At 42.8% G+C, this 26662-nt stretch carries 20 protein-coding genes; 8 read left to right on the forward strand and 12 right to left on the reverse strand.

The window, feature by feature from the left end; all coding sequences use genetic code 11:
* Positions 1 to 30: 30 nt before the first annotated feature.
* Positions 31 to 1461, reverse strand: coding sequence for a tryptophanase (locus tag L7A31_RS06610; RefSeq protein WP_237360699.1), 1431 nt, complete (start codon positions 1459 to 1461; stop codon positions 31 to 33).
* 413 nt (positions 1462 to 1874) lie between these two features.
* Between L7A31_RS06610 and L7A31_RS06615 the strand changes: the two genes are divergently transcribed.
* From L7A31_RS06615 to L7A31_RS06625, 3 genes are all read left to right on the forward strand, one after another.
* Positions 1875 to 2516 carry a DUF2057 family protein gene (locus L7A31_RS06615; RefSeq protein ID WP_237360700.1) on the forward strand — a complete coding sequence of 214 codons (642 nt, stop codon included), beginning with the start codon at positions 1875 to 1877 and terminating at the stop codon, positions 2514 to 2516.
* A gap of 178 nt (positions 2517 to 2694) precedes the next feature.
* A complete protein-coding gene (locus L7A31_RS06620; protein WP_237360701.1) occupies positions 2695 to 3228 on the forward strand; it encodes an SCO family protein in 534 nt (177 codons plus the stop codon).
* 9 nt (positions 3229 to 3237) lie between these two features.
* A complete protein-coding gene (locus L7A31_RS06625) occupies positions 3238 to 4809 on the forward strand; it encodes a methyl-accepting chemotaxis protein (protein ID WP_237360702.1) in 1572 nt (523 codons plus the stop codon).
* A gap of 64 nt (positions 4810 to 4873) precedes the next feature.
* Here the strand turns inward: L7A31_RS06625 and L7A31_RS06630 are convergent, their stop codons facing one another.
* Positions 4874 to 6262, reverse strand: a complete 1389-nt coding sequence (locus L7A31_RS06630) for an SLC13 family permease (RefSeq protein WP_237360703.1) — start codon at positions 6260 to 6262, stop codon at positions 4874 to 4876.
* Positions 6263 to 6595: 333 nt separating this feature from the next.
* Here L7A31_RS06630 and L7A31_RS06635 point away from each other — a divergent pair, with 333 nt between their 5' ends.
* Positions 6596 to 7549: an AEC family transporter gene (locus L7A31_RS06635; protein ID WP_237360704.1), complete on the forward strand. Its 954-nt coding sequence runs from the start codon at positions 6596 to 6598 to the stop codon at positions 7547 to 7549.
* Positions 7550 to 7601: 52 nt separating this feature from the next.
* Here the strand turns inward: L7A31_RS06635 and L7A31_RS06640 are convergent, their stop codons facing one another.
* Entirely contained in the window at positions 7602 to 8117 is a 516-nt protein-coding gene (locus tag L7A31_RS06640; protein WP_237360705.1) for a lactoylglutathione lyase family protein, read from the reverse strand.
* 136 nt (positions 8118 to 8253) lie between these two features.
* Here L7A31_RS06640 and L7A31_RS06645 point away from each other — a divergent pair, with 136 nt between their 5' ends.
* Together L7A31_RS06645 and L7A31_RS06650 are read left to right on the forward strand one after the other, a co-directional pair.
* Entirely contained in the window at positions 8254 to 9150 is an 897-nt protein-coding gene (locus L7A31_RS06645) for a LysR family transcriptional regulator (protein WP_237360706.1), read from the forward strand.
* 98 nt (positions 9151 to 9248) lie between these two features.
* Positions 9249 to 9752 carry a VPA0510 family protein gene (locus L7A31_RS06650; RefSeq protein ID WP_237360707.1) on the forward strand — a complete coding sequence of 168 codons (504 nt, stop codon included), beginning with the start codon at positions 9249 to 9251 and terminating at the stop codon, positions 9750 to 9752.
* A gap of 28 nt (positions 9753 to 9780) precedes the next feature.
* Here L7A31_RS06650 and L7A31_RS06655 read toward each other — a convergent pair whose 3' ends face one another.
* Positions 9781 to 10305 (reverse strand): DNA mismatch repair protein, encoded by a 525-nt coding sequence (locus tag L7A31_RS06655; protein ID WP_237360708.1) that lies wholly within the window; start codon positions 10303 to 10305, stop codon positions 9781 to 9783.
* 14 nt (positions 10306 to 10319) lie between these two features.
* Positions 10320 to 10697 (reverse strand): MAPEG family protein, encoded by a 378-nt coding sequence (locus L7A31_RS06660; protein WP_237360709.1) that lies wholly within the window; start codon positions 10695 to 10697, stop codon positions 10320 to 10322.
* 144 nt (positions 10698 to 10841) lie between these two features.
* Between L7A31_RS06660 and L7A31_RS06665 the strand changes: the two genes are divergently transcribed.
* Positions 10842 to 11576 carry a substrate-binding periplasmic protein gene (locus L7A31_RS06665; RefSeq protein ID WP_237360710.1) on the forward strand — a complete coding sequence of 245 codons (735 nt, stop codon included), beginning with the start codon at positions 10842 to 10844 and terminating at the stop codon, positions 11574 to 11576.
* A 151-nt stretch (positions 11577 to 11727) separates the two neighbouring features.
* Here L7A31_RS06665 and glgB read toward each other — a convergent pair whose 3' ends face one another.
* The 3 genes from glgB to L7A31_RS06680 form a co-directional block, all read right to left on the reverse strand.
* Positions 11728 to 13908 (reverse strand): 1,4-alpha-glucan branching protein GlgB, encoded by a 2181-nt coding sequence (glgB, locus tag L7A31_RS06670; protein WP_237360711.1) that lies wholly within the window; start codon positions 13906 to 13908, stop codon positions 11728 to 11730.
* 145 nt (positions 13909 to 14053) lie between these two features.
* Positions 14054 to 16234 (reverse strand): 4-alpha-glucanotransferase, encoded by a 2181-nt coding sequence (malQ, locus tag L7A31_RS06675; protein WP_237360712.1) that lies wholly within the window; start codon positions 16232 to 16234, stop codon positions 14054 to 14056.
* Positions 16235 to 16316: 82 nt separating this feature from the next.
* Positions 16317 to 18770 (reverse strand): glycogen/starch/alpha-glucan phosphorylase, encoded by a 2454-nt coding sequence (locus tag L7A31_RS06680; protein WP_237360713.1) that lies wholly within the window; start codon positions 18768 to 18770, stop codon positions 16317 to 16319.
* Positions 18771 to 19175: 405 nt separating this feature from the next.
* On the opposite strand from L7A31_RS06680, the gene malT reads away from it, so the two are divergent.
* A complete protein-coding gene (malT, locus tag L7A31_RS06685) occupies positions 19176 to 21884 on the forward strand; it encodes an HTH-type transcriptional regulator MalT (RefSeq protein ID WP_237360714.1) in 2709 nt (902 codons plus the stop codon).
* A gap of 182 nt (positions 21885 to 22066) precedes the next feature.
* Here the strand turns inward: malT and L7A31_RS06690 are convergent, their stop codons facing one another.
* The 4 genes from L7A31_RS06690 to L7A31_RS06705 all read right to left on the reverse strand — a co-directional run bounded on the left by L7A31_RS06690 (position 22067) and on the right by L7A31_RS06705 (position 25918).
* Positions 22067 to 22789 (reverse strand): YebC/PmpR family DNA-binding transcriptional regulator, encoded by a 723-nt coding sequence (locus L7A31_RS06690; protein ID WP_237360715.1) that lies wholly within the window; start codon positions 22787 to 22789, stop codon positions 22067 to 22069.
* A gap of 42 nt (positions 22790 to 22831) precedes the next feature.
* Entirely contained in the window at positions 22832 to 23041 is a 210-nt protein-coding gene (locus L7A31_RS06695; protein ID WP_237360716.1) for a DUF3283 family protein, read from the reverse strand.
* A gap of 145 nt (positions 23042 to 23186) precedes the next feature.
* Positions 23187 to 23390 (reverse strand): PA3496 family putative envelope integrity protein, encoded by a 204-nt coding sequence (locus tag L7A31_RS06700; RefSeq protein ID WP_237360717.1) that lies wholly within the window; start codon positions 23388 to 23390, stop codon positions 23187 to 23189.
* 557 nt (positions 23391 to 23947) lie between these two features.
* Positions 23948 to 25918 carry a replication initiator protein RctB domain-containing protein gene (locus tag L7A31_RS06705; RefSeq protein ID WP_237360718.1) on the reverse strand — a complete coding sequence of 657 codons (1971 nt, stop codon included), beginning with the start codon at positions 25916 to 25918 and terminating at the stop codon, positions 23948 to 23950.
* Positions 25919 to 26662: the final 744 nt, after the last annotated feature.

Genomic DNA, 26662 nt, shown 5'->3' on the forward strand with positions numbered 1-26662 from the left:
GTACCTTTCTGTTAATCGTTCTGGTGAGAACTACATCAACAGATTACACCGCAACTTCTTTTCTCTTCCATACACCAGAAACCAGCATAGCTCCCTCAATACAGGCGGCTCGTAGGAAAAATCGAGCCCTTTCAATTTATCGACATTGCGACTCAGTTCGATAATAGCATCTGCGATATAGTCCATGTGATCGTTGGTGTACACCCGACGTGGAATTGTGAGTCTCATTAGTTCCATTTCACAAGGTTTCTGTTTACCTGTTTCTGGGTCTCTTCCTAGTAACAAAGAACCAATTTCTACAGCGCGAATACCCGCCTCTAAGTAGAGCTCATTACACAGGACCTGAGCTGGAAATTGGTCTGCTGGAATATGTGAAAGCATCTTTCCTGCATCGACAAATACAGCATGGCCTCCTGTGGGGTATTGGATTGGAATGCCTGCCGATCTCAACCTTTCACCTAGGTATTCAACCTGAGCAATTCGATATTTCAGAAAATCTTCGTCGGCAGCTTCGTACAATCCCCTCGCGAGCGCTTCCATATCTCGCCCTGCCATTCCGCCATAGGTGACAAAACCTTCCATCGGAACACAACGCGTCTGCACCGCTGCAAACAACTCTTCATGATCACGAATACAGCACAAGCCACCGATATTAACCATTGGATCTTTTTTGGCTGACATTGTCAGCATGTCGCCATACTGATACATCTCCCGAACAATCTCTAGGATCGACTTATCTTGGTAACCCTCTTCTCTCTTCTTAATGAAGTAAGCGTTTTCGCAGTATCGAGCGGAATCAATGATCACCGGGATATCATTTTTCGCCGCTATTTCATAAACTGCCCGCAAGTTCTTCATCGATACTGGCTGACCACCAGAGCTATTACAAGTGATAGTAGAAATAATCGCGCAGATATTCTTCGCCCCATAGTGCTCGATAGTGGCATTCAGTTTGTCGAGGTCGAAATTGCCCTTCCAATCGTACGGCGTTGTTGTATCAAATGCTTCTTCAACCAGCACATTAACCGCCTTGCCACCGTTTAGCTCGACATGTCCAGCTGTGGTATCAAAGTGGTAATTAGAAATAAACACTGGTGAATCCCCACCACGAACTTGCCGCATCCGTTCAATAAGTGCGGGAAAAAGAATTTGTTCTGCTCCACGGCCTTGGTGGACTGGCACGGTGAGCTTGTAACCAAAGAAGTGCTCAACAGCATTGCAAAGATTAAAATAGTTACGGCTGCCAGCGTATGACTCGTCTCCCATCATGAGGCCCGCCCACTGGTTGTCACTCATCGCTCCTGTGCCGGAGTCGGTCAACAGATCGATATAAACATCTTCGCTTCGCAATAGAAATGGATTGAGACCTGCTTCTTTCAGTGCTAATTCTCGATCTGCCAAAGTTGTCATCTTGATTGGCTCAACCATCTTGATTCTAAATGGCTCTGGTATGCGTTTCATGAGTTGTATCCTTCTGCTTATCCCGCCAACTTCAATCTCTTAAAGTAGCGTAAAATTTTTCTGAAAAGTCATATTGAAAATATGTCAAAGCTCAAAAGCATTGAGCGAGAAAAAACGAAGGACTAACTGGATTTATTAAGTAAGGAAAGGCAGTAATCTAGGTTATACCAAGAAGATAAAACGAGCTTAATATCCAGCATATCTATACGATTCACCGATTTATCCTCCTGTAAATAATAAGTGGTCACACTATACCTTAATCAATACAAGTATAGCTGTGATTCCTTTCGCATGGTTTATCCATCACCTCTGTAAAAATTCTATTAAAGATGCCATTTCAATACAGAAACAATTTGCAATATTTTCGATTGCTAGGCAGTCTCTGCAAGACGGAATCTAATAGGATATAAATAATGAAATTCATTAAACCTGCTTCATTTTTGTTGGCAATGGTATTTAGTACTTTCGCAATGGCAAAAGTAACCATCACTGTTCCTGATACAGTGGAATTGTTAGCGGCTAATAGTGAAACTCCTCAGATGGAAGGCAGCATGTTTTCTAGCAATAAAACCATTGTTCTGCCAAATGGTGATAACCAAATCGTATTTAAGTACGCTCCTTATTTTGACCAAGGTAAAAAACGCATAACGGTAGAAAGCCAAGCTATTATTGCTAAGTTCAATGCCAAAGATGCCAAACTGCATTTTGTATTTAACAAGTACAATACTCTTAGCCAAGCACAGAAAAACATCAACAATCTACAGTGGAACCTTGTTGACCAAAATGACAATAAACTAGTTGTCGAACAAGACCGTCTCATCAAAGAAGGCGTGCAAATAGGTCGAGACTACCCGCGTGAAGCTCAAGACTACAATACCAAAGGCGGCCCGGCTGCAATCGTCACAGCACTAACATTGACTCAACGAGCGCTTAAGCAAGGTGAACTGAAAGAAGTCACAGGGAAAAATACCGCTGAGGAAATGTTGCACTTCTGGTACGCAAAAGCTGACGCTGCAACCAAAGCAAAATTCAAGAAGTACGTAGAACAACACTAAGTTATACTCGCTGGCAGCAATCGCTGTCAGCAATTCACACCCGTATTCCTCTCCCCCTTAACCTAACCTAGACTTCGATCACATTACTTCGTCTATACTTAATCGTACAAACTTAGTGCAGGGACACTAATCGTTTTCGCATTAAAGGAATAATGGTGAAGTAAAACGAGGCAGGGAAATGGATCTCTCAATCAAGTCTCGGTGGGGACAAACTCTATTCGGCGGAAGTATCTTAGCCATAGTTATGGTGTTTATTATTTTAATCGGCACAATGCCAATAGTAAGCAATAAAACTGTAGCTGGAGACTTTTTATCGAACAACAGCGCATCAAAAGCGATTGTATTCTTTGGCTTTCCAGGTTGCTCTGATATATGCCCTTTAACTCTTGCGACGATAAGCCAAACAATCCAACAGCTGCAAACCCAGCCACAGGTCATATTTGTCGATATCGATCCAAATAGCTCCCCTTCCCTCTCCCAGCAATACGCTCAGCAATTTCATCCAAGCTTTGTCGGTCATCATATTTCCATGACCAATTCCGAAAAGATGAAATCACAATTTGGGCTCAATATTAGTCAGCATGGCGAACTTATAAAACACCAAGGAAGAACATACGTATTGGAGCAACGCGAAGGACGTTGGCAAATAGTCAAAGCCTACAACCCAAATACGTTTTCCGTCCAAGCCTTGCTCGAAGAAGTTCATTTATGAGGTTAGCTTATGTTGAAAAGTCTATTTATTTGCTATGACGCCAATCTGTCTCCAGAGCTAAAGGAAAAGTTTAGCGAAGATTTTAAGCAGGCAGACAAATTATTGTTATATGTCATTATCGCCTATGCCGTATTTTTAAGCGCTTTAACTTCATGGCAAAATGGCTATTTCCTGCTTGGCATATTGGGTGGTGGCGGGCTCGCTTTGCTCGCGGCTATTACTTACACTACCTGTGCTGGCAGCATGATCTCGAGAGTCGTCATGGCGTCGATACTTACCGGAATGATGGCCATTGCCATTCAGCAATCTAATGGGCTTGGCGAAGGTCACTTTTTGTTCTTCATCAACTTCGCCATCCTCAATAGATACCGAGATTACACACCAGTATTGGTATTGGTGCTAACAACCGTAATACATCACCTCACACTCTCCTACTGCCAATATGCTGGCATTGAACTATGGGGAAGCCCACTCAAAGTATTCTCTTGGGGAGCAGAAAGTAGCATCGGGTTATTGGCTCCGCTTATCTATCACGTTGTCTGCGCGCTATTAGCTTTGTCAGTCTCAACTTATTATATTTACGAAGGCAATCGCCAATTCGTCGAATCAAGTATTGTAATAAGCTCCGTGGAGCAAGCAGCCAATGGAAACCTGATAGTACCCAGCGACGCAGGCATGGACTCGACTTTACTGGCCAGTGTACGAGGCTTCTTCCAGAACTTAACGGATATTATGCTTAGTCTAAATGGCGTGACAAAAGTGATAAGCGAACAAGCGATTGAAACTTCCTCCTCCTCAGAGATTCATTCTCAGCGTTCTGATAAACAACAGCAAGAAATGAAAGTAATTACTCACTCCGTTGATAACATGGCTTCCTCTGCAGCCAGCATCGCTGACAACGCGGAAGAGACAGCTGCGATTTCCCGGACTACAGAGCAGATCAGTGAAGAAGGCGGCAAGATGGCTAACATGAGCAAAGAATCAATCCATAAGCTCGCCGAACAAGTCAATGTTGCCTCGGAAATCATTGCAGAACTGGAAAAAAGTGGTGAGCAGATAGACAGCATCGTTGCCACCATTCGAGGCATAGCAGAGCAAACTAATTTACTAGCGCTCAATGCAGCAATAGAAGCGGCTCGTGCAGGAGAGCAAGGGAGAGGGTTTGCCGTGGTAGCCGATGAGGTACGGGTACTGTCGCAGCGCACACATGACTCAACTGAAGAAATATCGAATATGGTATCCAACTTCCAATCTGCAACAAATTCGGCAGTATCGACCATGGAGAGCTGTCATGAGCTAGCGCAAACCAGTGTCGAAGACGTATCGAATGCCACATCAAGCTTTGAGCAGATTGCTAACTCTATCCAAACCATTTCAGAGAAGGCAGCTCAAATTGTATCTGCTGCAAGTGAACAGACAGAGATCACTCAAAATGTAAACGAGAATATGGTAGCCATTAACACACTATCCGAAGAGTTTTTGCAAGAATCAGCGCACAGCAAGGAAATGGCTTCTGAATTCCAGTTGCAAGCGGATAAGTTGGAATCTTTACTGTCTGCGTTTAAAACCGTGAAAGCCTAAGTCGGGGAAGATAGAAAAGAGCGAGGCTATTGCCTCGCTCTTGATTTTTCTTTCACTGAAACTGTTATGTCCAAAGCAACATAGCGATAGTTGTCAGAGCAAAGATACAGACGATGTTAAGAATAATACCGACTCGCATCATCTCAGTTTGCTTAATGTGTCCTGTACCAAATACGATTGCATTTGGCGGAGTGGCAACTGGCAGCATGAATGCGCAAGAAGCCGCCACAGCAATTAACACAGACAAAATCACTGGAGACATACCAAATGCTTCCGCAACCGTCGCAAATATCGGCACAAGTAACGCAGCACTGGCTGTATTACTGGCAAACTCAGTGAGGAATACCACAAACGTTGCAATGATTAACACAACGAAAAGGATACCAAAGCTGGAAATCATATTGCTCAGTTCATGGGCTAAGAAAACACTCGCACCCGTCGCTTTCAGAACATTACTCAGACAGATACCACCACCAAACAGCAGTAATACACCCCAATCGGCCGTTTTTTCTATATCTTTCCAATGTACAACTCGAGCAAAGCTGACCAAAATGATCGCACCCAATGCAATAATGGTATCGAATTTCGCATAACCACCAAGAAACGCATTGATAGGCTTACTGAAGATCCACATAAACACGGTGAGAGCAAAAATCGCCAAAGTAACGACCTTGCCTTTGTCCCAGTTAATGGCTTCATGATTGATTTCAAATTCACCTTTCAAGTCTGGCTTCAACGTAAAATACAGCACTGCGACAGCGATAGGTAAAAGAACAATGGAAGTTGGCAAACCAAATTTCATCCAGTCGGTAAAGCTCAATCCAACTTCAGCAGCTGCAATGGCATTCGGAGGACTGCCTACTACCGTTGCAATACCACCGATACTGGCACTGTAAGCAATACCTAGCAAAACAAATACGTAGGTTTTGTGGCCACTTTCCGAGTTAACTTTGCTTAATACACCTAGCACTAAAGGCAGCATCATTGCCGTTGTGGCGGTATTGCTGATCCACATAGATAGAGCAGCTGTCACACCAAAGAGCATGAATACAGCGACACTCAATCTCCCTTTAGCAAGCAATAAAACCTTATCGGCTATGACTTTGTCCAACCCCTGACGATGCATCGCTGCCGCCAAAGCAAAGCCGCCTAAAAATAAGAAAATGATAGAGTTTGCAAAGTTATTCAATGCCGTTTGCGTATTAAAGACACCAAATAATGCGGCCATGACGGGTACGAGAATCGCTGTTACGGTGACATGCAGCGCTTCTGTCAGCCACAGCACAGCGATAAAACACAATATGCTTAGGCCGAGAACTACTTTTGGATCAAAGGGTAAAGTGTAATACAGCAATAAAAACAAACAGATGTCGGCAAGAATAATCAAGCTATTTCTGTTTAAGAACCACTCTCTTGTGTTGGTAGGTAAAGGAGCACCTTCATTTTTGTTCATTATAATAATTCCTAAATTTACACAGACAATTTGGGCAAAAATGACTATTGGGCAATGCTAGGGGCTAGCCAGACAAGAACCGAGCAAAACCTGCTTTGGCATGCTGATACCCAATGACAATTCAGTCACATATGTTCACATAGATTTACAGAAGAAAATAATTCACATAACAAAAACGTTACCCCAATCAATATAAGGTTATATGCTTTGCGACAATAGAATATTAGCTCTAGATAAATCACGCAGTGATTCGTATTTTGTATTCGCGTAGTATTTAGCTAACTGATTTTTTGCACCACAGTTGGCTTCTTTCAAACTCAATGGACTGAATAAATGAGTGTTCTTCAACAGCTGTCTTTCTCTGTTTCTATAACAGGCCCTATTTGCTTAATGCTATTTCTTGGTATCTATCTGAGAAATACTGGTTTGATTAATGAGAACTTCATTGAGGTTGGCTCTAAGTTGGTCTTTAAGATCACTCTCCCGACCATGCTATTTTTGAGCATTGTGACTTCAAATCTAGACTTTTCAGGCAGTAGCTCTTTGATAATCTACGGCCTTTTCGCCAACATTTTGTTTTTTATCTTCACATCACTAATAGCAAAAAAGTACTACTCTAAGCCACAAGATCAAGGCGTTATTATTCAGGGCGGCTTTCGAGCCAATGCTGGTATTATTGGGCTTGCTTATGTGATAAATACATTCGGTCAATCAAGTATTGCCGTCGCGGCAATTTACGTGGCTAGCACCACAGTATTGTACAATGTGTTGGCCGTGATCGCCCTATCACCGACAGCCGGTGAATCAAACAACCAAGCATTTTCTGTTGTACTCAAAACGCTAACCAAAAACCCCTTAACACAAGCTATCTTACTCGGTTTAGCTGTCTACGCTTTGTCTATCCCAATTCCACAAGTAGTAGTAAAAGCGGGCCAATACTTTGCAAACATGACACTACCACTAGCGCTGCTTTGCACAGGTGGTTCGCTCGACTTTCGATCACTGAAACATGAAATAAAACCAGCATGGTTTGCGACCATCTTCCGCCTTGTGTTGTGTCCGCTGTTTTTGACTTTAGGGGGCTTGTTACTGGGCTTTCGAGGGTTGGAACTTGGTATAATTTATCTCATGAGTGCCGGTCCCGCAGCGGCTGCGAGTTATGTGATGGCAAGAGCCATGGGAGGGAACGCGAAGTTGGCTGCTAACATTATAGCTCTGACAACCTTTATGTCATTACTAACCACCACTTTAGGGATCTTCATTTTATCTAGCTTGAAATTAATATAATCCAGCGGGTTAAATCCTACTCGCTGGATTTAGAGCAAAGCATTGAAGACGCTTAATTATATGCTCCGCTCGAGTAATGCAACTCATAGCTATGGCTGTATATTTCTAAGATGTTTCCAAATGGGTCTTCCATGTAGATCATGCGATAAGGTTTTTCACCTGGATAATAATAACGTGGTGCTTTCATACGCTTCTTACCACCAGCAGCAACAATTTTCTCAGCAAGCTCTTCAACATTTGGATCTTGAACACAAAAGTGGAATATACCTGTTTTCCAGTACTCAAAGTTGTCTTCTGGGTTCTGTTGGTTTTTAAATTCAAACAGTTCAACACCAATGCGATCACCTGTAGATAAATGAGCGATGCGAAACCTTTCCCATCCCGCACCAAACACATCAGTACACATTTCCCCGATAGCTGAATCGTCTTCGACGATTTCTGTTGGTTGCATAATTAGATACCAACCCAGTACTTCAGTATAAAATTTCACTGCCGCTTCAAGATCGGGCACTGAAATACCGATATGAGAAAACGTTCTTGGGTAAGGCATTGGAGTTTCGATAGACATATTTCACCTCATTGGTTGCGTTGCGAGCTGAGCTCCATTTCGTTGAAGTAAATGTAACCTTACTGTTCAAGAATTAGAAATTATCAATAATTAGAATTATAATAATTTTTTGTTATGAACTTTTGATTTGGTTGATATGCTTAATCCTGTTTGGCTAAACACCTTCAAAACTCTAGTGGATGTCGGCCACTTTACGAAAACGGCTGAGAAGCTTTATATGACTCAACCCGGAGTTAGCCAGCACTTGCAGAAATTGGAAGCGAACTGCGGCCATCCACTGATTAAGAAGCAGGGAAAAAGCTTTGAGTTGACCGAACAGGGAAGACTTGTTTATCAATATGCTCTTCAGCAAGCAGAGCACGAGTCTAACTTACTCGAAAAGCTCAGCTTTGATGATCCCTATTCCGGACAATGTCAGCTCTCGTGCTCGGGATCTTTGGCTCTAAAACTGTATCCAGAGCTCCTGAAATTGCAGCAACAGTATCCAGATTTACATATTGAATTAGAAGTTGCACCCAATCAAAAAATCCTAAAGGACATCCAAAGTGGGCACACCGCATTAGGCATAGTGACTGACGTTCAGAGCACAAGCCTCTACGAGAGTGAAGCTCTTAACAACGAACAACTTTGCCTTGTACTGCCAAGCTCATATAAGGGCGAGCCCCTAACCCCAAAGAAACTGTTTAGCTGTGGACTCATAGAACACCCAGATGCAAAACATTACTTATCTATGTATTTAGATTTATGTGATGACAGTGAGCTTGAAAAACTCAATATTGAAGAATTACCAAGAGCGGGCTATATCAATCAACTCAACCAAATACTGTTACCTGTATCTATGGGACTAGGCTTTACTGTTTTACCCAAGAGTGCTGTAGACAACTTTAGTAACAGCCAAGACCTTTATGTCGCTAAGACAGTTTCTCCTGTGACAGAAACACTGTATCTGATCCAAAAACGGCACCGAAACTTACCAAAAAGATATGACGTCATTCGCCAACTGATATGGAAACATCTAGGCAAGAGTAATTGACTGAGCCTCTCGCCTTTACATACATTTACGCTTTCTTTACGTTGCTTGAAGTGCGCTTTGCTAGATTTACTTCACCATATAGTCGATAGGAATCGGATATGTTGAGATCTACTAAATTGCGAAATGGAACTTTAGCTGTAGTTATTCTGGGCCTTATCGCCCCATCTATAGCGTTAGCTGAACCAAGGCAACCCTATAAATATCGAAAGCCCGCCAAGAATGTTGTGGTGGTAAAGCCTATCTACCGTCCAAATTATAAGGTGCCGGCACATCGTCGCTATTACTATACAAAAGTGCCGAAGCACGCTAGCTACATTGTTTTAGCGGGTATTACCTATGCAATCATTGACAACATATACTACAAACGTAGCGGCAACGAGTATGTTTATGTTGAGCAGCCTCCAGTGACGGTTGTGAAAGAAGTAAACACAGCGACTGCCGCTCCAACGAACCAGCCGAAGGTTGGCACTGTTATCGACTTCCTTCCAGATGGCACTGTGCCTGTCTCGGTTAGTGGATCGACCTTCTACGTAAAGCAAAGTCATTGGTATGCACCGATCGCCGGAACCAACAAGTTTGTCGTGGTTGAGCCGCAGCTTTAATTGAAATTTGATGGGCTAGTTTATTGAGCTAGCTCTTTCTTGCTAAGTCCCTAGCTAAAATTAGTGCAAGACCAAACACTTGCAAAAACAAGCCAATATTCTTATACCATGCTATTTTCTCGTTTAGACTCAGCGCCCTTTCACCAATCGCTAAATTCTCCAAATAGTAGTCATCGATTTTATCTCTCAGTGTTTGCTGAGCTTGGTTAATCAACATCATAAGGCTGGCAAGATTGCCTTGAGAAATTTGAGGGACGGGTTTTCCTATCCAATGCTGTAATTGCAGTTGGATGGCTTCTTGTAGCATAAAATCACGATTCTCTGCGGGCATACTCTGGATATGCAGCAAAATAGCTTCACGCTTTCTTTCTAGTGTTTCCACGCTATTCCAGGCAAGCTGAATAGAGTAACGATTTTGCTCCTTCGATTCATTGAGCTTACCGATATCTCCACTCAACCTATCCAGCACGATACTAGACATCAAAATAGCCAGTACATTCAATATCAGCCCGACTAACACTAAAACCCAAGATGGAGGAAAGCGAATCATCAAATACCCAGCCCTATTTAAAGCAGTGGGACATAAATGAGGTTAAGTAATATCAAACCGACGATACAGACAAATGTAATCTTCATGCCTCTTACTCGTCCGGGGATACTTTCATTTAAGATAGCATTGGCATGAATCCACCGACCAAAGAAAAATACGGTGCCAAATATATGGATTAGAATAGCGCTAGCGCCATTGAACTCAGCCAACGCAAGTAAGATAAGCGTGATTGGAATATATTCTACCGCGTTGCTATGAGCACTTCTTGCAATCACCAGCTCATCCACTCCTCCATCAGAGTGCGGTACCTTGGAGGACTTACGTTGATTAATAACCTTGAAAGACAGCCAGACAATAAGACCAGCTAGCACTGAAGCATAAAGAGCGGTAACCATACTAGTTCACCAATAATTAGAGCTATTAATTTAGTGTAGAAGAATCTTCCCCGATCGCTAAAAGACCCTATCGCAGATAAATCATGCCAGAAGTACATTCAGTCTATAATTATTCAGCGAAGGAACATAACAAAGGGACACGCTATGTATACAGTTCGAGCCATGACATTTGCTCTACTAATTATCCTATCTAACTCAATAAAAGCAGACACACTTACTCTAACATCTTTAGAATGGCCCCCTTATTCAGGCAAAGCATTACCTGAGCAAGGAGCATCTGTCGCAGTAGTAAAAGCGGCGGTAGAGTCTATGGGGCATACGTTGAAAGTAGAGTTTTACCCTTGGTCACGTACGGTGCACCTTGCAAAAACAGATACAAATATAGCGGGCTACTTTCCCGAATATAAGTTTGAATCCAACGACATTCTGTTTTCCAACAAAATTGGAACAGGGCCATTAGGCCTGGTAGAAAATAAAGCTTCACCCGTAACATGGTCGACACTTTCAGATCTAAAAGCCTATAAAATTGGCGTAGTACGTGGCTACGTGAATACTGCGGACTTTGATTCGATGGTCGCCTCTGGGAAAATACAAGCCGACGCAGCAAAGTCAGATGAGCTAAATTTGAAAAAGGTCGCTACCAAAAGAGTACGTCTAGCAGTCATAGATAGCAACGTTCTCAAATATCTAACTTCCAACACACCAGAGCTCAAGCAGTACAAAAATGATCTTGTAATGAACCCAAGGTTGCTTGCAGAAAAAGGGCTGTATATTGCCTTTACGAATGACGCGGAAGGGAAACGTTGGAAAGGCATCGTTGACCAAGGACTATCTAAAATAGATATTCAAAAAATAATGCAGGAATATTTAAACAAATAGTAAGTAACGGTACAAAACTAGACAATCAAAGCTCAATCTAAATGATCTACAACTTTGTGTATTGAATCGTTAATCAATCACAAAATGCAAAAAGCCCGATTCACACTGTAAATCGGGCTAAATAATCTAGCGATACTTTAATATAGCTTAATTAGCTAAGCTTGTAGAATAGTGTCGATAGTGGAGGCAATGTCAATGCCAGTGAGTTCGGCAAGCCTTGGCTTTCAACAGCTTCTGTATTGGCAACAGGTACTACATCATATTGGCTACCATGATACTTTTCGTCATCAGTGGACAATAACAGGTTGTAGCTACCTTGATTCGGAACACCTAAGCGGAATCCATCATGCGGTACTGGCGTAAAGTTAGTTACAACAAGGATACGCTCCCCAGCAGCACTGATTCGCTCATGCGCTAATACACTGGTATCAGCAGCGTCTTGAAGTCGCCACTCGAAACCACCCGGCTCACTATCCATATCGAATAAAGCGGTTTCGCTACGATACAGTTTGTTTAGATCGCGGGTTAACGATTGCACACCTTTATGACGCTCGAAGTCTAGCAAAAACCATTGCAACTGACTGTCATGATCCCACTCGCCTGTTTGGCCGAATTCCGCTCCCATGAAGTTCAGCTTCTTGCCCGGCTGGCCATACATGTAGCCCATATACGCTCTTAGGTTAGCCGTTTGCTGCCATTCATCACCCGGCATTTTATTGTGAATCGAGCCTTTGCCATATACTACTTCGTCGTGGGACAAAGACAGGACATAGTTTTCACTGTGTGCGTAAATCAAAGGGAAAGTGATGGTATCGTGGTGATATTTTCTATGGACGGGATCTTCTTTGATATAAGACAGGCTATCGTGCATCCAACCCATATTCCACTTAAAGCCAAAGCCTAAGCCACCTAAGAATGTTGGCTGTGAAACACCCGGAAATGCAGTTGATTCTTCTGCAATCGTCATCGCATTCGGGAAATACTTATATACTTCCTCATTCATCCATTTTAGGGTCGCGATCGCATCATAATTCTCATTGCCACCATCGACATTCGGCACCCACTGATCATGGCTACGTGAATAGTCTAGGTACAACATCGAAGCGACTGCATCAACACGGATACCATCAATGTGGAATCGATCGAACCAATACAGTGCATTCGAGACTAAGAATCTTCTTACATGCTCCCGACCAAGATCATAGATGAAAGAGTTCCAATCTTGGTGCCAACCGCGGCGAGGATCCGGATCATGATAAAGTGGCGTACCATCAAAATTAGCTAGGCCATGATCATCAGATGGGAAATGAGCTGGAACCCAGTCCAGAATCACGCCGATCCCAGCTTGGTGGCAAGTATCGATAAAGTATTTAAAGTCATCTGGAGATCCAAAGCGGCTAGTAGGTGCAAACAAGCCAACTGGCTGATATCCCCAAGAGCCGTAGAATGGATACTCTGATACAGGCATGAGTTCAACATGCGTGTAGCCAAGGTCGAGTAGATAAGGCACAAGCTGATCGGCAAGGTCGCGATAATTTAGAAACTGACCATGTTCATCACGGCGCCAAGATCCTGCATGCAATTCATAAAATGATAGCGCTTCTTTGCGTTTTTCAGTGATTGGTCGATCTTGCCATTTTTGATCTTTCCATTGATAACGGCTGTGATCGTACGTGACAGATGCAAACGAAGGGTGTTGCTCAGCAAAGAATCCCCATGGGTCGGCCTTATGTGGCAAACCTTCTCCATTCGGTCCTTTCAGTTCAAACTTGTACTTAGAGCCTTCTGGTAGGTTTGGTATAAATAGTCCCCAGATACCATAATCAAGACGCTGCATTGGGTATCTTCGGCCATCCCATTGGTTAAACTCACCAACGAGGCTGCACGCTGCAGCATGTGGAGCATAAACTAAAAAGCGCGTGCCGCTGACTTGTTGTCCATCTCTTTCAAGCGTAATGAACTGAGCGCCCATATGCTTATACATATTGATTGGCGTATGCAGATCATCATATTCGGCATAAATGGCGTGATATTGGTATGGGTCATCAATGATTTGTTCTGAGCCTGGCCAACCAACAAGTAGTTTGTAATGGGTAAAATGAAGGTTCCTATTCCCTGGTAATACGAAGCCAGAATCACCTTCTCTTTTCAAATCTAACGCTGGCTCGCCTTCTACGAGCAGCTTAACGTAGTTTGCTCCCGGCATCCAAACGCGAAGGGCGACATCTGCATCTTTGATATACGGCCCCAAAAATGCAAATGGATCAGAATAAGCAGCCTGTGAAAGTTGGTCATACACCTGTGTTTTCTTATCTTTCACTATCGTTTTCAAAGTTATTTCTCCCTAACCAAACTTTCAATAATTCTCCTACTCTATTACCTCTAAAATGAGATTTATGCAACAAAAGGAGTAAGAAAAAGACCTGCGAACTCGCAGGCCTGCATTTATAAGATTAAAAATTGCTCATCGAGCACCATTAGCTTGATGTGCCGCTTCTTGCTTGCGTCAACCTACTCGTTAAACGATTAACGCTTTCGCGCGAAAATAGCTCGTCTAGATTCACAGTTAGCTTGCGCCGCCAGTTTGGATATTCATCGACTGTTCCCGGGATATTTACGGGTTTATCCATTTCGAGCCAATCTTCTAGTTGAACACTTAACAATGCAGAAGCACCAGCAGCAACATGAACTTGTAGCGCTTCACTAAGATTGCCATCCATTGGTACAAGGCTAGCATCACGTCCCACACCTTCAGGCAAATAGCCATGCCAATCCACAGACTCTAGAATCGCTTGTTTACTAGCTAAGCGGTCATCGAACAGTGTTTGCAATTGTTCTTCATCGGGATACAGCCCTAGCTCTTGACCCATTTTTAAGTCTTCGCAGTGCCAAAAGCCTCTTAAAGTAGGCATGTCATGTGTGCACAATGTCGCCATAGATTGTGGTTTGTAGTGTTTTGGCGAAATGTATCCGCCATCTGCATTTGATCGCTCGAAGAAAAAGACTTTATATGAGTGCACACCAGCATCACTAAGCTCTGAAATGATTTCGTCAGGCACTGTCCCTAAATCTTCCCCAATAATGCTGCATTGCTGTCTATGAGATTCTAATGCCAAAATGGAAAGCATATCTTTTACAGGATAATTGACATAAGCACCTTCAGAGGCATCTTCGCCTTTCGGCACCCACCACAAGCGCATAAGGCCCAATACGTGGTCGATACGTAACGCGCCGCAGTGTCTCATATTCGCTCTCAACAACTGAATAAAAGCGTCATATGCGTTGGCACGCAACGTTTGCGGGTTGAGTGGCGGCAATCCCCAGTTTTGACCAAGTGGCCCTAAAATATCAGGTGGAGCGCCTGTGCTGGCTTCCATCACTAGGCTTCCTTCATCAGCCCAAGCTTCAGAGCCAGAATCCGCAACGCCTACTGCCAGATCTCGATACAAGCCAATCGACATCTCTTTTTGTTTTGCTAACACTTGCACTTCATTTACTTGGCAGTCAGCAATCCACTGCAAGTACATGTATAAATGAACTGAGTCTTGATTGTGTTCGATAAACTTTCCAACTGCTCGATTTTCAAATCGGCGATATTGCTCAGGAAATGCTGGCCAACCCCAAACATTATCCCCTTCTTCGCTCAGCTTAGCGTGAATAGCATCGAAGGCCGCTTGGTACTGTAAGCTGGCCCCACCCTCTTCAACAAACTGCAAGAATGCTTGAGCTCTTTCTGTATTGTGATCCAAATGACGCGTCTTGAACTCTTGGTACAACAACGGCAATACACTCATTTTAAGAGCCGCAACTTCCGTATAGTTTACCCAATGGCTATCGCGAGCTTTTTGCAGACGCTGTTGAAACTCTCCGCTGCCGACCATTTGTTGTGCTTGTTTACTCAGAGAAAACTCAGGTACCGAGCACACATCGATATACAAAATATTTAGCCAGCGACGTGAGGAAGGACTGTAAGGACTCGCGGCTTCTGGATTAGAAGGAAAAAGCGCATGAACTGGATTGAGACCGACAAAGTCTCCTCCTCTAGAAGCGATCTCAGCAACTAGTTGTTTCAGATCGCCAAAATCCCCCATCCCCCAGTTATGCTGGGTGCGAAGCGTATAGAGCTGGACACTCGGTCCCCATAGCTTCTTGCCATTTTGCAATGCTTCCTGCTTAAAACAGCTTTCTGGAGTGCATATAATTGTCATTTTGTATGGTGATTTACGGCGTTTTCTCTTCACCAGCAGTTCATGGTAGCCAAAGCCTAGTTCAGTAGAAATTGAGAAAACTAGAGCTCCGCCTTCGGCACGCTCATCCCTAACAATCTGCGATTGCAGATACCCTTCAAGTACTTCACCTTGCTCAGTATTCAATTGCCAGCTAAAGTCGCTCTCTCTAGCACTCACACCTAGGTTTAATGCAACCTCAACCGCTTGGCCTTTTTGAACAACCAGCACTGGCTCTAGTACTTCTGTTTTGTGCTTTTTGTCTGCAGACTTAACCAAAGACTCTTTGCTATTTGCATCATAGCCTAGCGCGAACAGCAGTTTAATAATTGTCGAACTATCTACAGCAGTATCTTCACCCCAAGCGCTAACGTAGTGATCGGAGATGCCTGCTCGATCAGCAACTTGCTTTATGTGACTTTCAATATTCATTGATCTCTCCGGACAGTTTAATTCGTTCATCGTTAAGCTAAATTTCTATTCAGCATTTTTATTTTCCGTACGATGAAGCTATCTATCGCTTCACTGTCTCTAGCTTCCATATATTGTTTACATAATCTTGTATGCTGCGATCGGAGCTGAATTTACCCACAAGAGCCGTATTAAGAATCGCTTTCTTCGCCCAACCAGCTGTGTCTTTGTATTGCTCATCCATCGCCTCATGTGCCTTCACATACGACTCAAAATCGGCCAAGCAGAAGTATGGGTCACCACCATCAAGCAAGCTGTCGTAAATCGCTCTGAGCTTACCCGGCTCACCAGGAGTAAACTCTTCACCCAATAACAAATCTAGCGAGGCTTTCAACAGAGAGTTGGAATTGTAATAGTCGAATGGGTTGTAGCCAGAACGTTTAAGCTGTTCGACTTCGTCCACTTCTAAGCCAAAGATATAGATATTGTCATCACCTACCTCTTCACGAATTTCAACGTTTGCGCCATCCATGGTTCCGATAGTTAGAGCCCCGTTCAGTGCTAGCTTCATATTGCCTGTACCGGATGCCTCTTTACCTGCTGTAGAGATCTGCTCTGAAACATCGGCTGCAGGAATAATAATTTCCGCAATGCTTACACGATAATCAGGAATGAAGACCACTTTGAGTTTGTTGCCAATTCGAGGATCGTGATTGATTTTCTCCGCAATCTTATTGACTGCATAGATGATTTCTTTTGCTAAGTAATAGCCCGGCGCTGCTTTCGCTGCGAAAAAGACGACTCGCGGTTCCATCTCAAAATCAGAATCATGTAGCAAGCGGTGATACATAGATAGAATGTGCAATACATTTAGGTGCTGACGCTTATATTCATGCAAGCGTTTTATTTGCACATCGAAAATGGCCTGCGTATCAAGCTTGATGTCCATGTTTTGCTCTACCCAATCCGCTAAACGCTGCTTATTGGCTTGCTTAACCTGCATAAAGGCTTTTTGAAACTCGGTCTCTTCTGCGTAATCTGCAATGTTTCGCAACTGATCTAACTGGGTCGGCCAATCAGAGCCAATTTTTTGCGAAATCAGTTCAGACAACTCTGGGTTACAAAACTTCAGCCAACGTCTAGGAGTGATTCCGTTCGTCACATTTTGTAATTTGCCCGGGTAAAGAACGTTGAACTCAGGGAAAAGGTCTTGTTTTACTAGCTCCGAGTGCATTGCAGCAACTCCATTAACCGCATACGACCCAACTACACAAAGGTTTGCCATTCGTACCATACGGTGGAAACCTTCTTGAATGATGGATAACTTACGCTGCTTCTCTACATCTCCAGGCCACTTTTCGCGTACTTCTTTAAGGAACAAGTAGTTAATTTGGTAAATAATTTCCATATGGCGCGGCAACAATCTCTGAATCAGAGATTCATCCCAAGTCTCTAGAGCTTCTGGCAATAAAGTATGATTGGTATATGCGAACGTTTTTGAACAAATGGCCCATGCGTCATCCCATTCCATCTCTTTTTCATCGATAAGAATGCGCATTAGTTCAGGAATAGAAACCGTTGGGTGAGTATCATTCAGCTGTATCGTTTCGTACTTAGGCAAGGACGCTAAAGTATGTCCGGCTTCTTCATGGCGACGCAAAATATCCCGAATAGATGCTGCACTATGGAAGTACTGCTGCATCAGGCGAAGCGTTTTGCCTTTTTCGTGATTGTCATTTGGATACAGAACTTTGGTAATGTTACCAGCATCAATCAACGAGTGCTGAGCTTCAAAGTAGTTGCCGTTGTTGAAGCTTTCTAGCGAGAAAGGTGCAATGGCTTGGCACTCCCAAAGACGCAATGGATAAACGGTATTGCTTTCATAGCCGACGATTGGCATATCCCAAGGCATGGCTTTCACTGTCATTCCTGGTAACCAGCGACGCTTTTCTTTACCATTTTCTTGGTAGGTTTCTACATGACCATAAAAACCAATCTCTTGAGCAAGATCTGGACGGGCAATCTCCCATGGGTAGCCTTCAACACCGCGCCAAGCATCAGGTGTTTCTACTTGGTGTCCATGATCAAATGACTGCTTAAACAATCCATATTCATAGTGCAAACCATAGCCAACCGTTGGGAATTCTTGCGCTGCAAGAGAGTCCATAAAACAAGCGGCCAATCGACCTAAACCACCATTTCCCAGTGAAGGATCACGTTCTTCTTCAAGCAAGTCAGTTAGGTTCTGCCCTAGCTCTTCCATCGCTTCGGCTACTTGCTGGTAAACACCCATACTGATCAAATTGTTGCCTGTTAGTCGACCAATCAAAAATTCGAGGGAGAGATAATTGACGCTTTTTGCGTTTCTAATTTTCTCGTCATGTTCAGTACACAACAGATCGCAAGTTGTTAGCTCTGCCAGTGCAGTACCCATCGCCAAAAACCACGCGTGTTTATCCGCTTTTTCAAAAGTGGTTGCGTAAGTCGCATATAGATGTTTTTTAACACTTTCTTGAAATAGAACCTTGTCAAAGGAGCCTGTTTGCTTCGATTTCATACCCTCTTCCCTCAATTATTTGGCGCGTAACATGGCACAGATATCAAGTGTTATATAGATGAACAATATTCACCTCATCCTGATTGCTACTCACGAAGGTGTAGAGGTAGGGCGTAGAGCAATCTTATTGTTATTGCTTCAAAAGGGCACAGCCACACTGAATTGAATTCATATTTACCCACCAATTAAAAGCAGTTATTTTTCATAACATTAAGATTATAAATGTTGATCTTTAGAAGAAATTAACTGGAGAAGCAAGATATAGTGAGACATTGATCACACCTAAAAGGCGTAGAGCAATTACAATATGATCGCAAATCGTCTATGTTGTCGATACGTAACTTGAACCGACCGGAATATGGGTTGGCTTAGTAGTAGTTCAGTTTACAGGGATAGTTTTTCATAATGTGGATTCAGTCTAAACTCACTCGTCCCAATTTTTCTCATTACACAATAGTACGCACCAAGATTGTAGAGGCTCTACAGCAAGCAAAGTTTTCCAAACTGGTACTGTTTATCTCTCCTGCGGGGTACGGTAAAACAACGGCGGCATCATCTTGGTTATCGGACAAGCTAAATGTAGGCTGGTACAGTGTTGATGAAAATGACAACGAGCCTTATACATTCATCACCTATTTTCTCAGAGCTCTGAATAGTGCAACTCAGAATACTTGCGCAAAGTCTTTATCTCTTGCTGAAAAAAGACAATTCTCGACGTTAAGTGCGCTTTTTAGTGATGTCCTATCAAGCCTCAATGAGTTTAAGGAAGAGTGCTATGTCGCGATAGACGACTTTCATCTGATCGAGTTAGATGAAATCAATGAGGCCATGCGCTTTTTTTTGAAGCATTTACCAGACAACATCACACTAGTAATAACCAGCCGAACATTGCCTGCCCTTGGTATCGCAAATTTGAGAGTACGTGGGCAGATCATTGAGGTTAATACCGAGCAATTGGCCTTTGATACTAGCGAAACAATACGTTTTCTCAACCAGAAAGAAAGCGGTAAAGTCGAACACTGTATTGCTGAGAGTTTGACGAATTACGTTGAAGGTTGGCCTTCAGCTCTGCAGCTGATCGCCCTTCAATCTCAGCACCAAGAAAAGAGCCTACAGCAAGCTACAGACTCCATTTTTGCCTTTAATCATGAACATTTATGGGATTATTTGGCGGAAGAAGCGTTCAGTATGCTAGATCAGCAAACTAAATCGTTTCTAATGCAATGTGCCATCTTCGATCATTTTAATGACGAACTGGCCCACGACATAAGCCAGCAGAGTGATGCATTAAGCCGAATAGAATCGTTACATCGTTCTGGCATGTTTCTTCATCGCCTAGAAGGAGAAAACAGTTGGTACAAGTTCCACAATCTGTTTGCAGAGTTTCTATCTCACCAAAGAAGAGCTTTAATGCCGCTTCAAGAGCAAGATCTTCATTCCGCGGCAACGGCCGCGTGGCTAAGGCAGGGATCACCATCACAAGCTCTCAAGCATGCTCGCCTCTCGAAGCGGAGTGCCTTGGTTGTCGATATTCTTATTCAACACGGCTGGGAGCTATTTAACCGTGGCGAGTTGCATTCTCTGGAGCTTGCAATTAACAGCTTGAACTCAGTTGAACTCTATACCACTCCTGACTTGTGTTTGCTGCAAGCATGGCTAGCACAAAGTCAACATCAATACGAAAAAGTAAGCAGTTTACTTCACAAAGCGGATGCCCAAATGGCCACGCTAGGAGTGAAATTGTCCTCCAAGTTACAAGGAGAGTTCAACGCATTGAGAGCGCAGGTCGCTATCAACGACAATAGCCCAGAGGAAGCTCTGAAATTAGCAGAAATAGCCCTAAGTCAGTTGGATCAAACCAGCTATCACAGCCGAATTGTCGCCACATCAGTCATCGCTGAAGTCAATCATGTGCTTGGATATTTAGATCGCGCCTTGCCTATGATGCAACAAGCCGAAAAGCTAGCTCGTCAATATCAGGTGTATCACCAAGCTCTATGGGCAATCTTGCAACAAAGCGAGATACTATTCGCCCAAGGATATGCTCAAGCCTCATTTGAAGTGCACGAGAGCGCCTTCAAACTCATTGAAGACCATCAACTCCACCAAATCCCACTACATGAGTTCCTCCTTCGTCTACGCGCACAAATATTATGGAGCTGGAACCGATTGGAAGAGGCTGAGCAATGTGCCTTTCGTGGTATTGAGGCTCTTGGCCCCAAATTAAAAAGTAAGCACTTACATTCTTACTCTATGCTGGCAAGTATAGCAATTCGACGGGGGGAAATTGATAACGCCAAAACTTTTGTCAGTACAATTGAGGATCTACTCAGCCAATCAAACTATCATGTGGATTGGACAGCTAATGCGTCCATGTCATTACTTTTGTATTGGCAAGCGATAGATGATACTGCGTCCATTGAAAAGTGGTTAAGTACCGCCATTCGGCCAACTCAAGCCCACAATCATTTTTCTCAACTGCAGTGGCGGAATATCATTCGCGCTCACTTTTATTTACAAGAATGGCAGCAAGCAGACTCGGCTTTGGATTGGTTACAGCAACAAGCACAAGAAAAGAACCTCATCGCAGACAAAAATAAGAACTTACTCCTTGCTACAATGCTTTCCACTGCTCAAAACAAATTGCCCCTAGCCTGCGAGCAGTTACATGAAGCGTTAACGTTGACTCATCAAACAGGCATGCTGGGGTATCTCCTCATCGATGGTAAGTACCTTGAACCCGTACTACAGCAACTGGATGAAAGCACCGATTTGGATGAGCTAGACCATCACAAAGTAAAACAGCTGTTAAAAGAGATTGTCAGTTCGGCGCGCTCAAATAGTGCACGCTTCAACCAAGAGTTTGTCGATAAGCTCATTCAACACTCTGATACCCCTGAACTTGTCAGAACCAGCCCTTTAACGCAAAGAGAGTGGCAAGTATTAGGGTTAATTTACTCTGGTTTTAGCAATGAACAGATTGCGAATGAGTTAGGGGTCGCTGGTACGACAATCAAAACGCATATTCGAAATGTTTACCAAAAGCTCAATATTGCCAATAGAAAAGAAGCAGTGAAAACAGCTGAGAGTTTTATCCAACTCATTGGGTACTAGTTCAATTTGATAGTGACAAATATGCTAGCAGCGTTGAGCATGAGGAAGACTCAAGAAGTGCAGATAAAACGTTAACTCGTAGTTTAACAGTACTGAAGAGTTGAAGGAGTAATTCGACTTACGGTTATTTACATTGTAAATTTAGCAATCAGCCGAGCATAACTGCTCGGCTGAATATGAACTTAGTTAGACAATTCAGCGTTGTGATAGACCTGCTGAACGTCATCACATTCGTCAAGCATATCCAAGAACTTCTGAAACTTCTCAGCATCTTCACCTTCGATTTGAGTGTGCGTCTGAGGAACAAAAGTAATTTCTTCAACATCAAGAGTCAGATCAGGATACTCATCATTCAAAGCAGTTTTTGCTTTAAAAAACTCAGTATGAGGAGCAAAAACAGTAATCACACCATCGTCTGACTCAATGTCTGTAACGTCTACATCAGCCATCATAAGCGCTTCAAGTACAGCCTCATCGTTGTCACCTTTAAACTGAAAAACAGCATTGTGATCAAACATGTGAGCCGTAGTACCAGGGCTACCGATTTTGGCGCCAGTTTTTACGAAGCATTGGCGAACGTCTTGGAAAGTACGGTTACCATTGTCAGTTAAACAGTCTACGATGACACTTGCACCGCCTGGAGAAAAACCTTCATAACGAGCAGGTTGATATTCTTCACCACCGCCCCCAGCAGCCTTATCTAGAGCTTTATCGATAACATGCGCTGGAACTTGGTCTTTCTTCGCTTTAGCAATTAGGTGCTTTAGCGACAAGTTCATATCAGGATCTACACCGCCGTTCTTCGCGCAAACGTAGATCTCTTTACCATATTTGGAATACACTTTAATTTTTGCGCCTTGGGTCTTAGCCATAGAGGCCTTGCGCACTTCAAAACTTCTTCCCATTGGGGTTTTCTCTCTTGTTCAATGTCACGTCAAGCATCAGCTCTAAACCAAGTTCATCATTCTCTTGTACTTGTCTATGCTATTTTGAAACCACTCTTTTTCTTGCTCATCAACTATCTTGTCGAAAACAGTAGATATGGCATCAGGCGTCGATTCACCATGCTTAAGCTGCCACACCAAATAGGAAGCTTGCTTATCAAGTTCTATCCTATTTTTCTCGTGTTTAGGCAATGATGAAAGATTAACCGACATAGCTCGTGCTCAACGCTGAAAATACTGGCTCAGAAATATATCATACAAGGCAGGAAACAAAAGTACTTTGTATTGGTTTAGATCAACAAACGTCCAAATTAAAAAGGGTGGCCTAGGCCACCCAATTAATCAATATTGCTAGTACTTAGTGAAGCAATCCCAGCTCTCTGGCTTCTTCGATAGTTAAGCCGCTTTCTCGGATCTCTTTCAACGCCTCAATGCGACGACGAGCCTCCGCAGACTTAACTTTATCAACTGATTTCTGGGATACTTCTTGTTCCTCTTCCGTGAGATCCCACTTATTTGCAATATTCGTCATGTCATCATGGTCGATAGAATTAATGGACATTGTTACCTCCGAAAACCATGTAAGGAACAACTAATCTGTAGCAAAGCCCCTTTCCATTGTTAAGTAATAAGGGCGCAATATGTGAGCTAGTTTTAGCTTCAGAAAACAATCTGGAATTTTGTGAAGAGTCACTTTACATCAAGTAAAACGTAAGATTATATTTAAAAGATTCGCCTCAATATTATTTCGCTTCTTTTTCAAGCGACTCTGAAAACCCACCTTCTTGCACTCTTGATCATGCTTTCGGCGACAAGCTCAATTTTGAACTAATTTTCGTATTGCTAAGCTTTGTATCACCGTAGCACATTAATTTTTATAGACCGTTTTGGGTAAGGTGTTTTGACGAGACAAATAGTTAGGCATTTTCGAGGCAAAAAAAAGCGAGCTTAAATTAAGCTCGCTCTGAAATCGAATCAATAAAACTCGCCACTCTTCTCAAAATTAGAAAGGGCAAAAGGTTGTCTATTCGGGGTAAGATACTAAAGCAAACGTTTGCGTCGAATGTCATTTCACTGTCAGAGTTTTGTTGATACTTTCCCTATTAGCTAAGATACGGCCTAAATGGCCATATCCTCCAGTACCTTATAAACCGTATCATCGATATGCCCTTCGTAAACCTGTTTGCATACTTTTCGACGTACTGCCAAACCAGAAATTAATCTCTCTATCGACAAGTGCTTGCTGTCTGTTTTGCCGTTATAGAGCTCTACTAACTTACTCAGAGATTCGTAAGATATCACTCCATCAGCCACTCTAAGGTAATCTAGCTTCTCTACAAGCTCCTCACACTCACTTTTGATTGAGTTATACGGATGCCCTGTCATCGCAGCTAAAGCCGTTATACTGCGTTCTAAAGCCTCTGGGGAGGTATATTTAGATAAGGTAATGGTAATTTCATCAGCGTTAATTTCTACCAGGTGCTTTCTCAACTTTACACGTCTGCCTAGCTTTCCTTTCGGCGAAGGTGATTTGCGCTGGATGGGCTCGAACTCACCATCAATGATCGTCGACAATTCATCCAATTTCTGTTTAGACACCATTTCGTTTCTAAGCGGGTTCGGTAAAGTCGGTGCCATGTTTCTCTTGCCAGCATTGGTCGTTTTCGCGCGAGAGTAACGCAGAACCTCTTCTACATCGCACTTAATATCGACTTGATAATCAGCCACCTTCCCCTTCTTTTTGATCGTTGAGACAGTCAGGTGGTATCCCCACAAATTAACGATAAAAAGATCTTCTGTAGACTTATCTTCTGACAGCTTCCTCAGTTCACGGATCAGATCCATCGAGAATCGACGCCATTCAATATTTCTCGCTAGCTTTTGATTGAGCTCGCTAAGAAGCATAGAGTCAGAATGTCGTCTTGACATTCGGCTTCTAAAATATGAGTAAAGCTGGAATACCAGCGTATGTTGGCGAAGGATCTCAGGTGGGAACAAGAAAAAGTAATCGCGCGTGAGCAGCTCATCGTAAAATGACGGTTCCCAGACCAAAATATACAAATTTGGCTTAATACGAATTTCACCATCCGCCCCTTCTACTGGCGCTTCTTCAGAGGCGGTGATCGTTCGTGCAAGAAAACGGAAACGATCACTTTTAAATCCCTCAGGCATGTTTTCACTAAGCCAGCGCCCTGTTAGTTCGTGCAACTGAAAGTCGGTAAATTCAATTCGATCAATACTATCTCGGATCGAGTCGCGAGCAGGCCCACTGTCTTTCTTGCCCCGCAAAGAAAGAATGTCTGTAATATACAGTGGCGTTTTGTTCGGTGCTTGAACAGCGTCAATATGGTAGTGATCTTGGTGATGATCATGGTATTGCACGGTTAGAGTAAACAATGCGAACAGTGTCATGAGATCGTCGACAGTCATAATATTTTTAGAAGATCGAGTTTCAATAACTGCTTTAGTACCAGAAATTGAGACCATTGATTTCTGGTAGCTTTTTCGAGTCCGAGGCGGAGCTAACGCTTGATCAATGATCCCAGCCCAATTGGTAGGTGAAACCACAAACTGATCAGCCTCGTCTTTCATTGCTGGTGGCGTGTTTAAGCCATGTTCATTTAAAAGTCGTTTATTTACTTTTGTCTGAGCAAGTGCTTTGGAACGCTTTTTCTTTTGAGACAACTTCACAGACTCTGTAACGAGGCTTGTTGCGCCTAATACGGAGATCAACTGGTTCGGATTAACGAATTTGTGTAGCATCGTTTTACCTGCAAGGCCGTGCTCAAACTTGACGGCTACTTGGGTAAACAAACCAATATTTACTGCTGCTCGTAATCTTTGTTGTATTGCTGCTCGGGTAACCTGGCCTTCTGTCGCTTCAATCAGCTCCGTTGTTGAAACAAGGCCATCCTGGCTTCTGAGGCTATGCAAAGAGATCAAATTTAGCAATTCAACAATACTTTTCGTGACACCTTTAAAGTGTTGGTATTGCTCTATCCAATCTACTGCATTTTCAGATACTTCAAATAGGTGCCCATCTTTATGACTTCTAGGTGCTTTGATTAGAACTTTATTATCTTGTCCCATTGAATGATTCCGTGTAAAGGTCCCCGTAATTTTGCCATACTTCCGGAAAAAGATTAATAGAAAAAGGAAAATAAATAAAGGAAATTTTGTAGGTTTTAATAAGCTGATCTATTTGATTAATATGATCTATATTGATTAGTTGATCTATGATCCAGAGGAAAAAATCACGCTAAGCGATTGTAAATTATAAACTAAAATAAATCTCACATCGGAACAATGATCAAAGTAAGCAAGGAACCATGATCAATCATTTCCGAAAGGATGATCAAAGATTATCAAAACTATGATCACCATCAGCTGGGACTTATGATCAACATTATCTTGAAGTATGATCATGGGTGGTTCACATGTTATCCACAAACCGTCATGGCAAGTATTAAGTCAACTCTATAATATTGAGTATAGATTGAGCTATTTTCGCTATGGAACGATGATCAAGAGCTAAGTTGTTCGATAAATCCGTCAACGTTATCGCCATCATGGCTAAGTCTAATTGTAGTCAACCAGTATGCTCAACTACAACAATTAGTCTTCTTATTGGGGAAACATGATCAAGTTTCACTGTAAATTGGTTCTTTCGATAACGAATTTCAATTAATACACGAGTTTTTTCTAGAAATACGCGAAAACTCTATATTCCATCTGACATTAGCCGTATTTAGCCCGGGAAAACTTATGCTTCCGGAATGTATCATCACTTGATCATTGATCCGTACTCTATACATTATCTTAATGCAGAACAAT

This window comes from Vibrio marisflavi CECT 7928 (assembly GCF_921294215.1).
GTDB lineage: Bacteria > Pseudomonadota > Gammaproteobacteria > Enterobacterales > Vibrionaceae > Vibrio > Vibrio marisflavi.

What these genes read in the sequence shown, in the direction of transcription:
- L7A31_RS06680 (WP_237360713.1), bottom strand. Translation starts at nt 18,770, where the DNA reads ATGAAATCGAAGCAAACAGGCTCCTTTGACAAGGTTCTATTTCAAGAA.
- L7A31_RS06705 (WP_237360718.1), bottom strand. Translation starts at nt 25,918, where the DNA reads ATGGGACAAGATAATAAAGTTCTAATCAAAGCACCTAGAAGTCATAAA.
- L7A31_RS06690 (WP_237360715.1), bottom strand. Translation starts at nt 22,789, where the DNA reads ATGGGAAGAAGTTTTGAAGTGCGCAAGGCCTCTATGGCTAAGACCCAA.
- L7A31_RS06660 (WP_237360709.1), bottom strand. Translation starts at nt 10,697, where the DNA reads ATGGTTACCGCTCTTTATGCTTCAGTGCTAGCTGGTCTTATTGTCTGG.
- L7A31_RS06620 (WP_237360701.1), top strand. Translation starts at nt 2,695, where the DNA reads ATGGATCTCTCAATCAAGTCTCGGTGGGGACAAACTCTATTCGGCGGA.
- L7A31_RS06700 (WP_237360717.1), bottom strand. Translation starts at nt 23,390, where the DNA reads ATGTCCATTAATTCTATCGACCATGATGACATGACGAATATTGCAAAT.
- L7A31_RS06650 (WP_237360707.1), top strand. Translation starts at nt 9,249, where the DNA reads ATGTTGAGATCTACTAAATTGCGAAATGGAACTTTAGCTGTAGTTATT.
- L7A31_RS06630 (WP_237360703.1), bottom strand. Translation starts at nt 6,262, where the DNA reads ATGAACAAAAATGAAGGTGCTCCTTTACCTACCAACACAAGAGAGTGG.
- L7A31_RS06610 (WP_237360699.1), bottom strand. Translation starts at nt 1,461, where the DNA reads ATGAAACGCATACCAGAGCCATTTAGAATCAAGATGGTTGAGCCAATC.
- L7A31_RS06665 (WP_237360710.1), top strand. Translation starts at nt 10,842, where the DNA reads ATGTATACAGTTCGAGCCATGACATTTGCTCTACTAATTATCCTATCT.
- malT (WP_237360714.1), top strand. Translation starts at nt 19,176, where the DNA reads ATGTGGATTCAGTCTAAACTCACTCGTCCCAATTTTTCTCATTACACA.
- L7A31_RS06635 (WP_237360704.1), top strand. Translation starts at nt 6,596, where the DNA reads ATGAGTGTTCTTCAACAGCTGTCTTTCTCTGTTTCTATAACAGGCCCT.
- L7A31_RS06645 (WP_237360706.1), top strand. Translation starts at nt 8,254, where the DNA reads ATGCTTAATCCTGTTTGGCTAAACACCTTCAAAACTCTAGTGGATGTC.
- malQ (WP_237360712.1), bottom strand. Translation starts at nt 16,234, where the DNA reads ATGAATATTGAAAGTCACATAAAGCAAGTTGCTGATCGAGCAGGCATC.
- L7A31_RS06640 (WP_237360705.1), bottom strand. Translation starts at nt 8,117, where the DNA reads ATGTCTATCGAAACTCCAATGCCTTACCCAAGAACGTTTTCTCATATC.
- L7A31_RS06695 (WP_237360716.1), bottom strand. Translation starts at nt 23,041, where the DNA reads ATGTCGGTTAATCTTTCATCATTGCCTAAACACGAGAAAAATAGGATA.
- L7A31_RS06625 (WP_237360702.1), top strand. Translation starts at nt 3,238, where the DNA reads ATGTTGAAAAGTCTATTTATTTGCTATGACGCCAATCTGTCTCCAGAG.
- L7A31_RS06615 (WP_237360700.1), top strand. Translation starts at nt 1,875, where the DNA reads ATGAAATTCATTAAACCTGCTTCATTTTTGTTGGCAATGGTATTTAGT.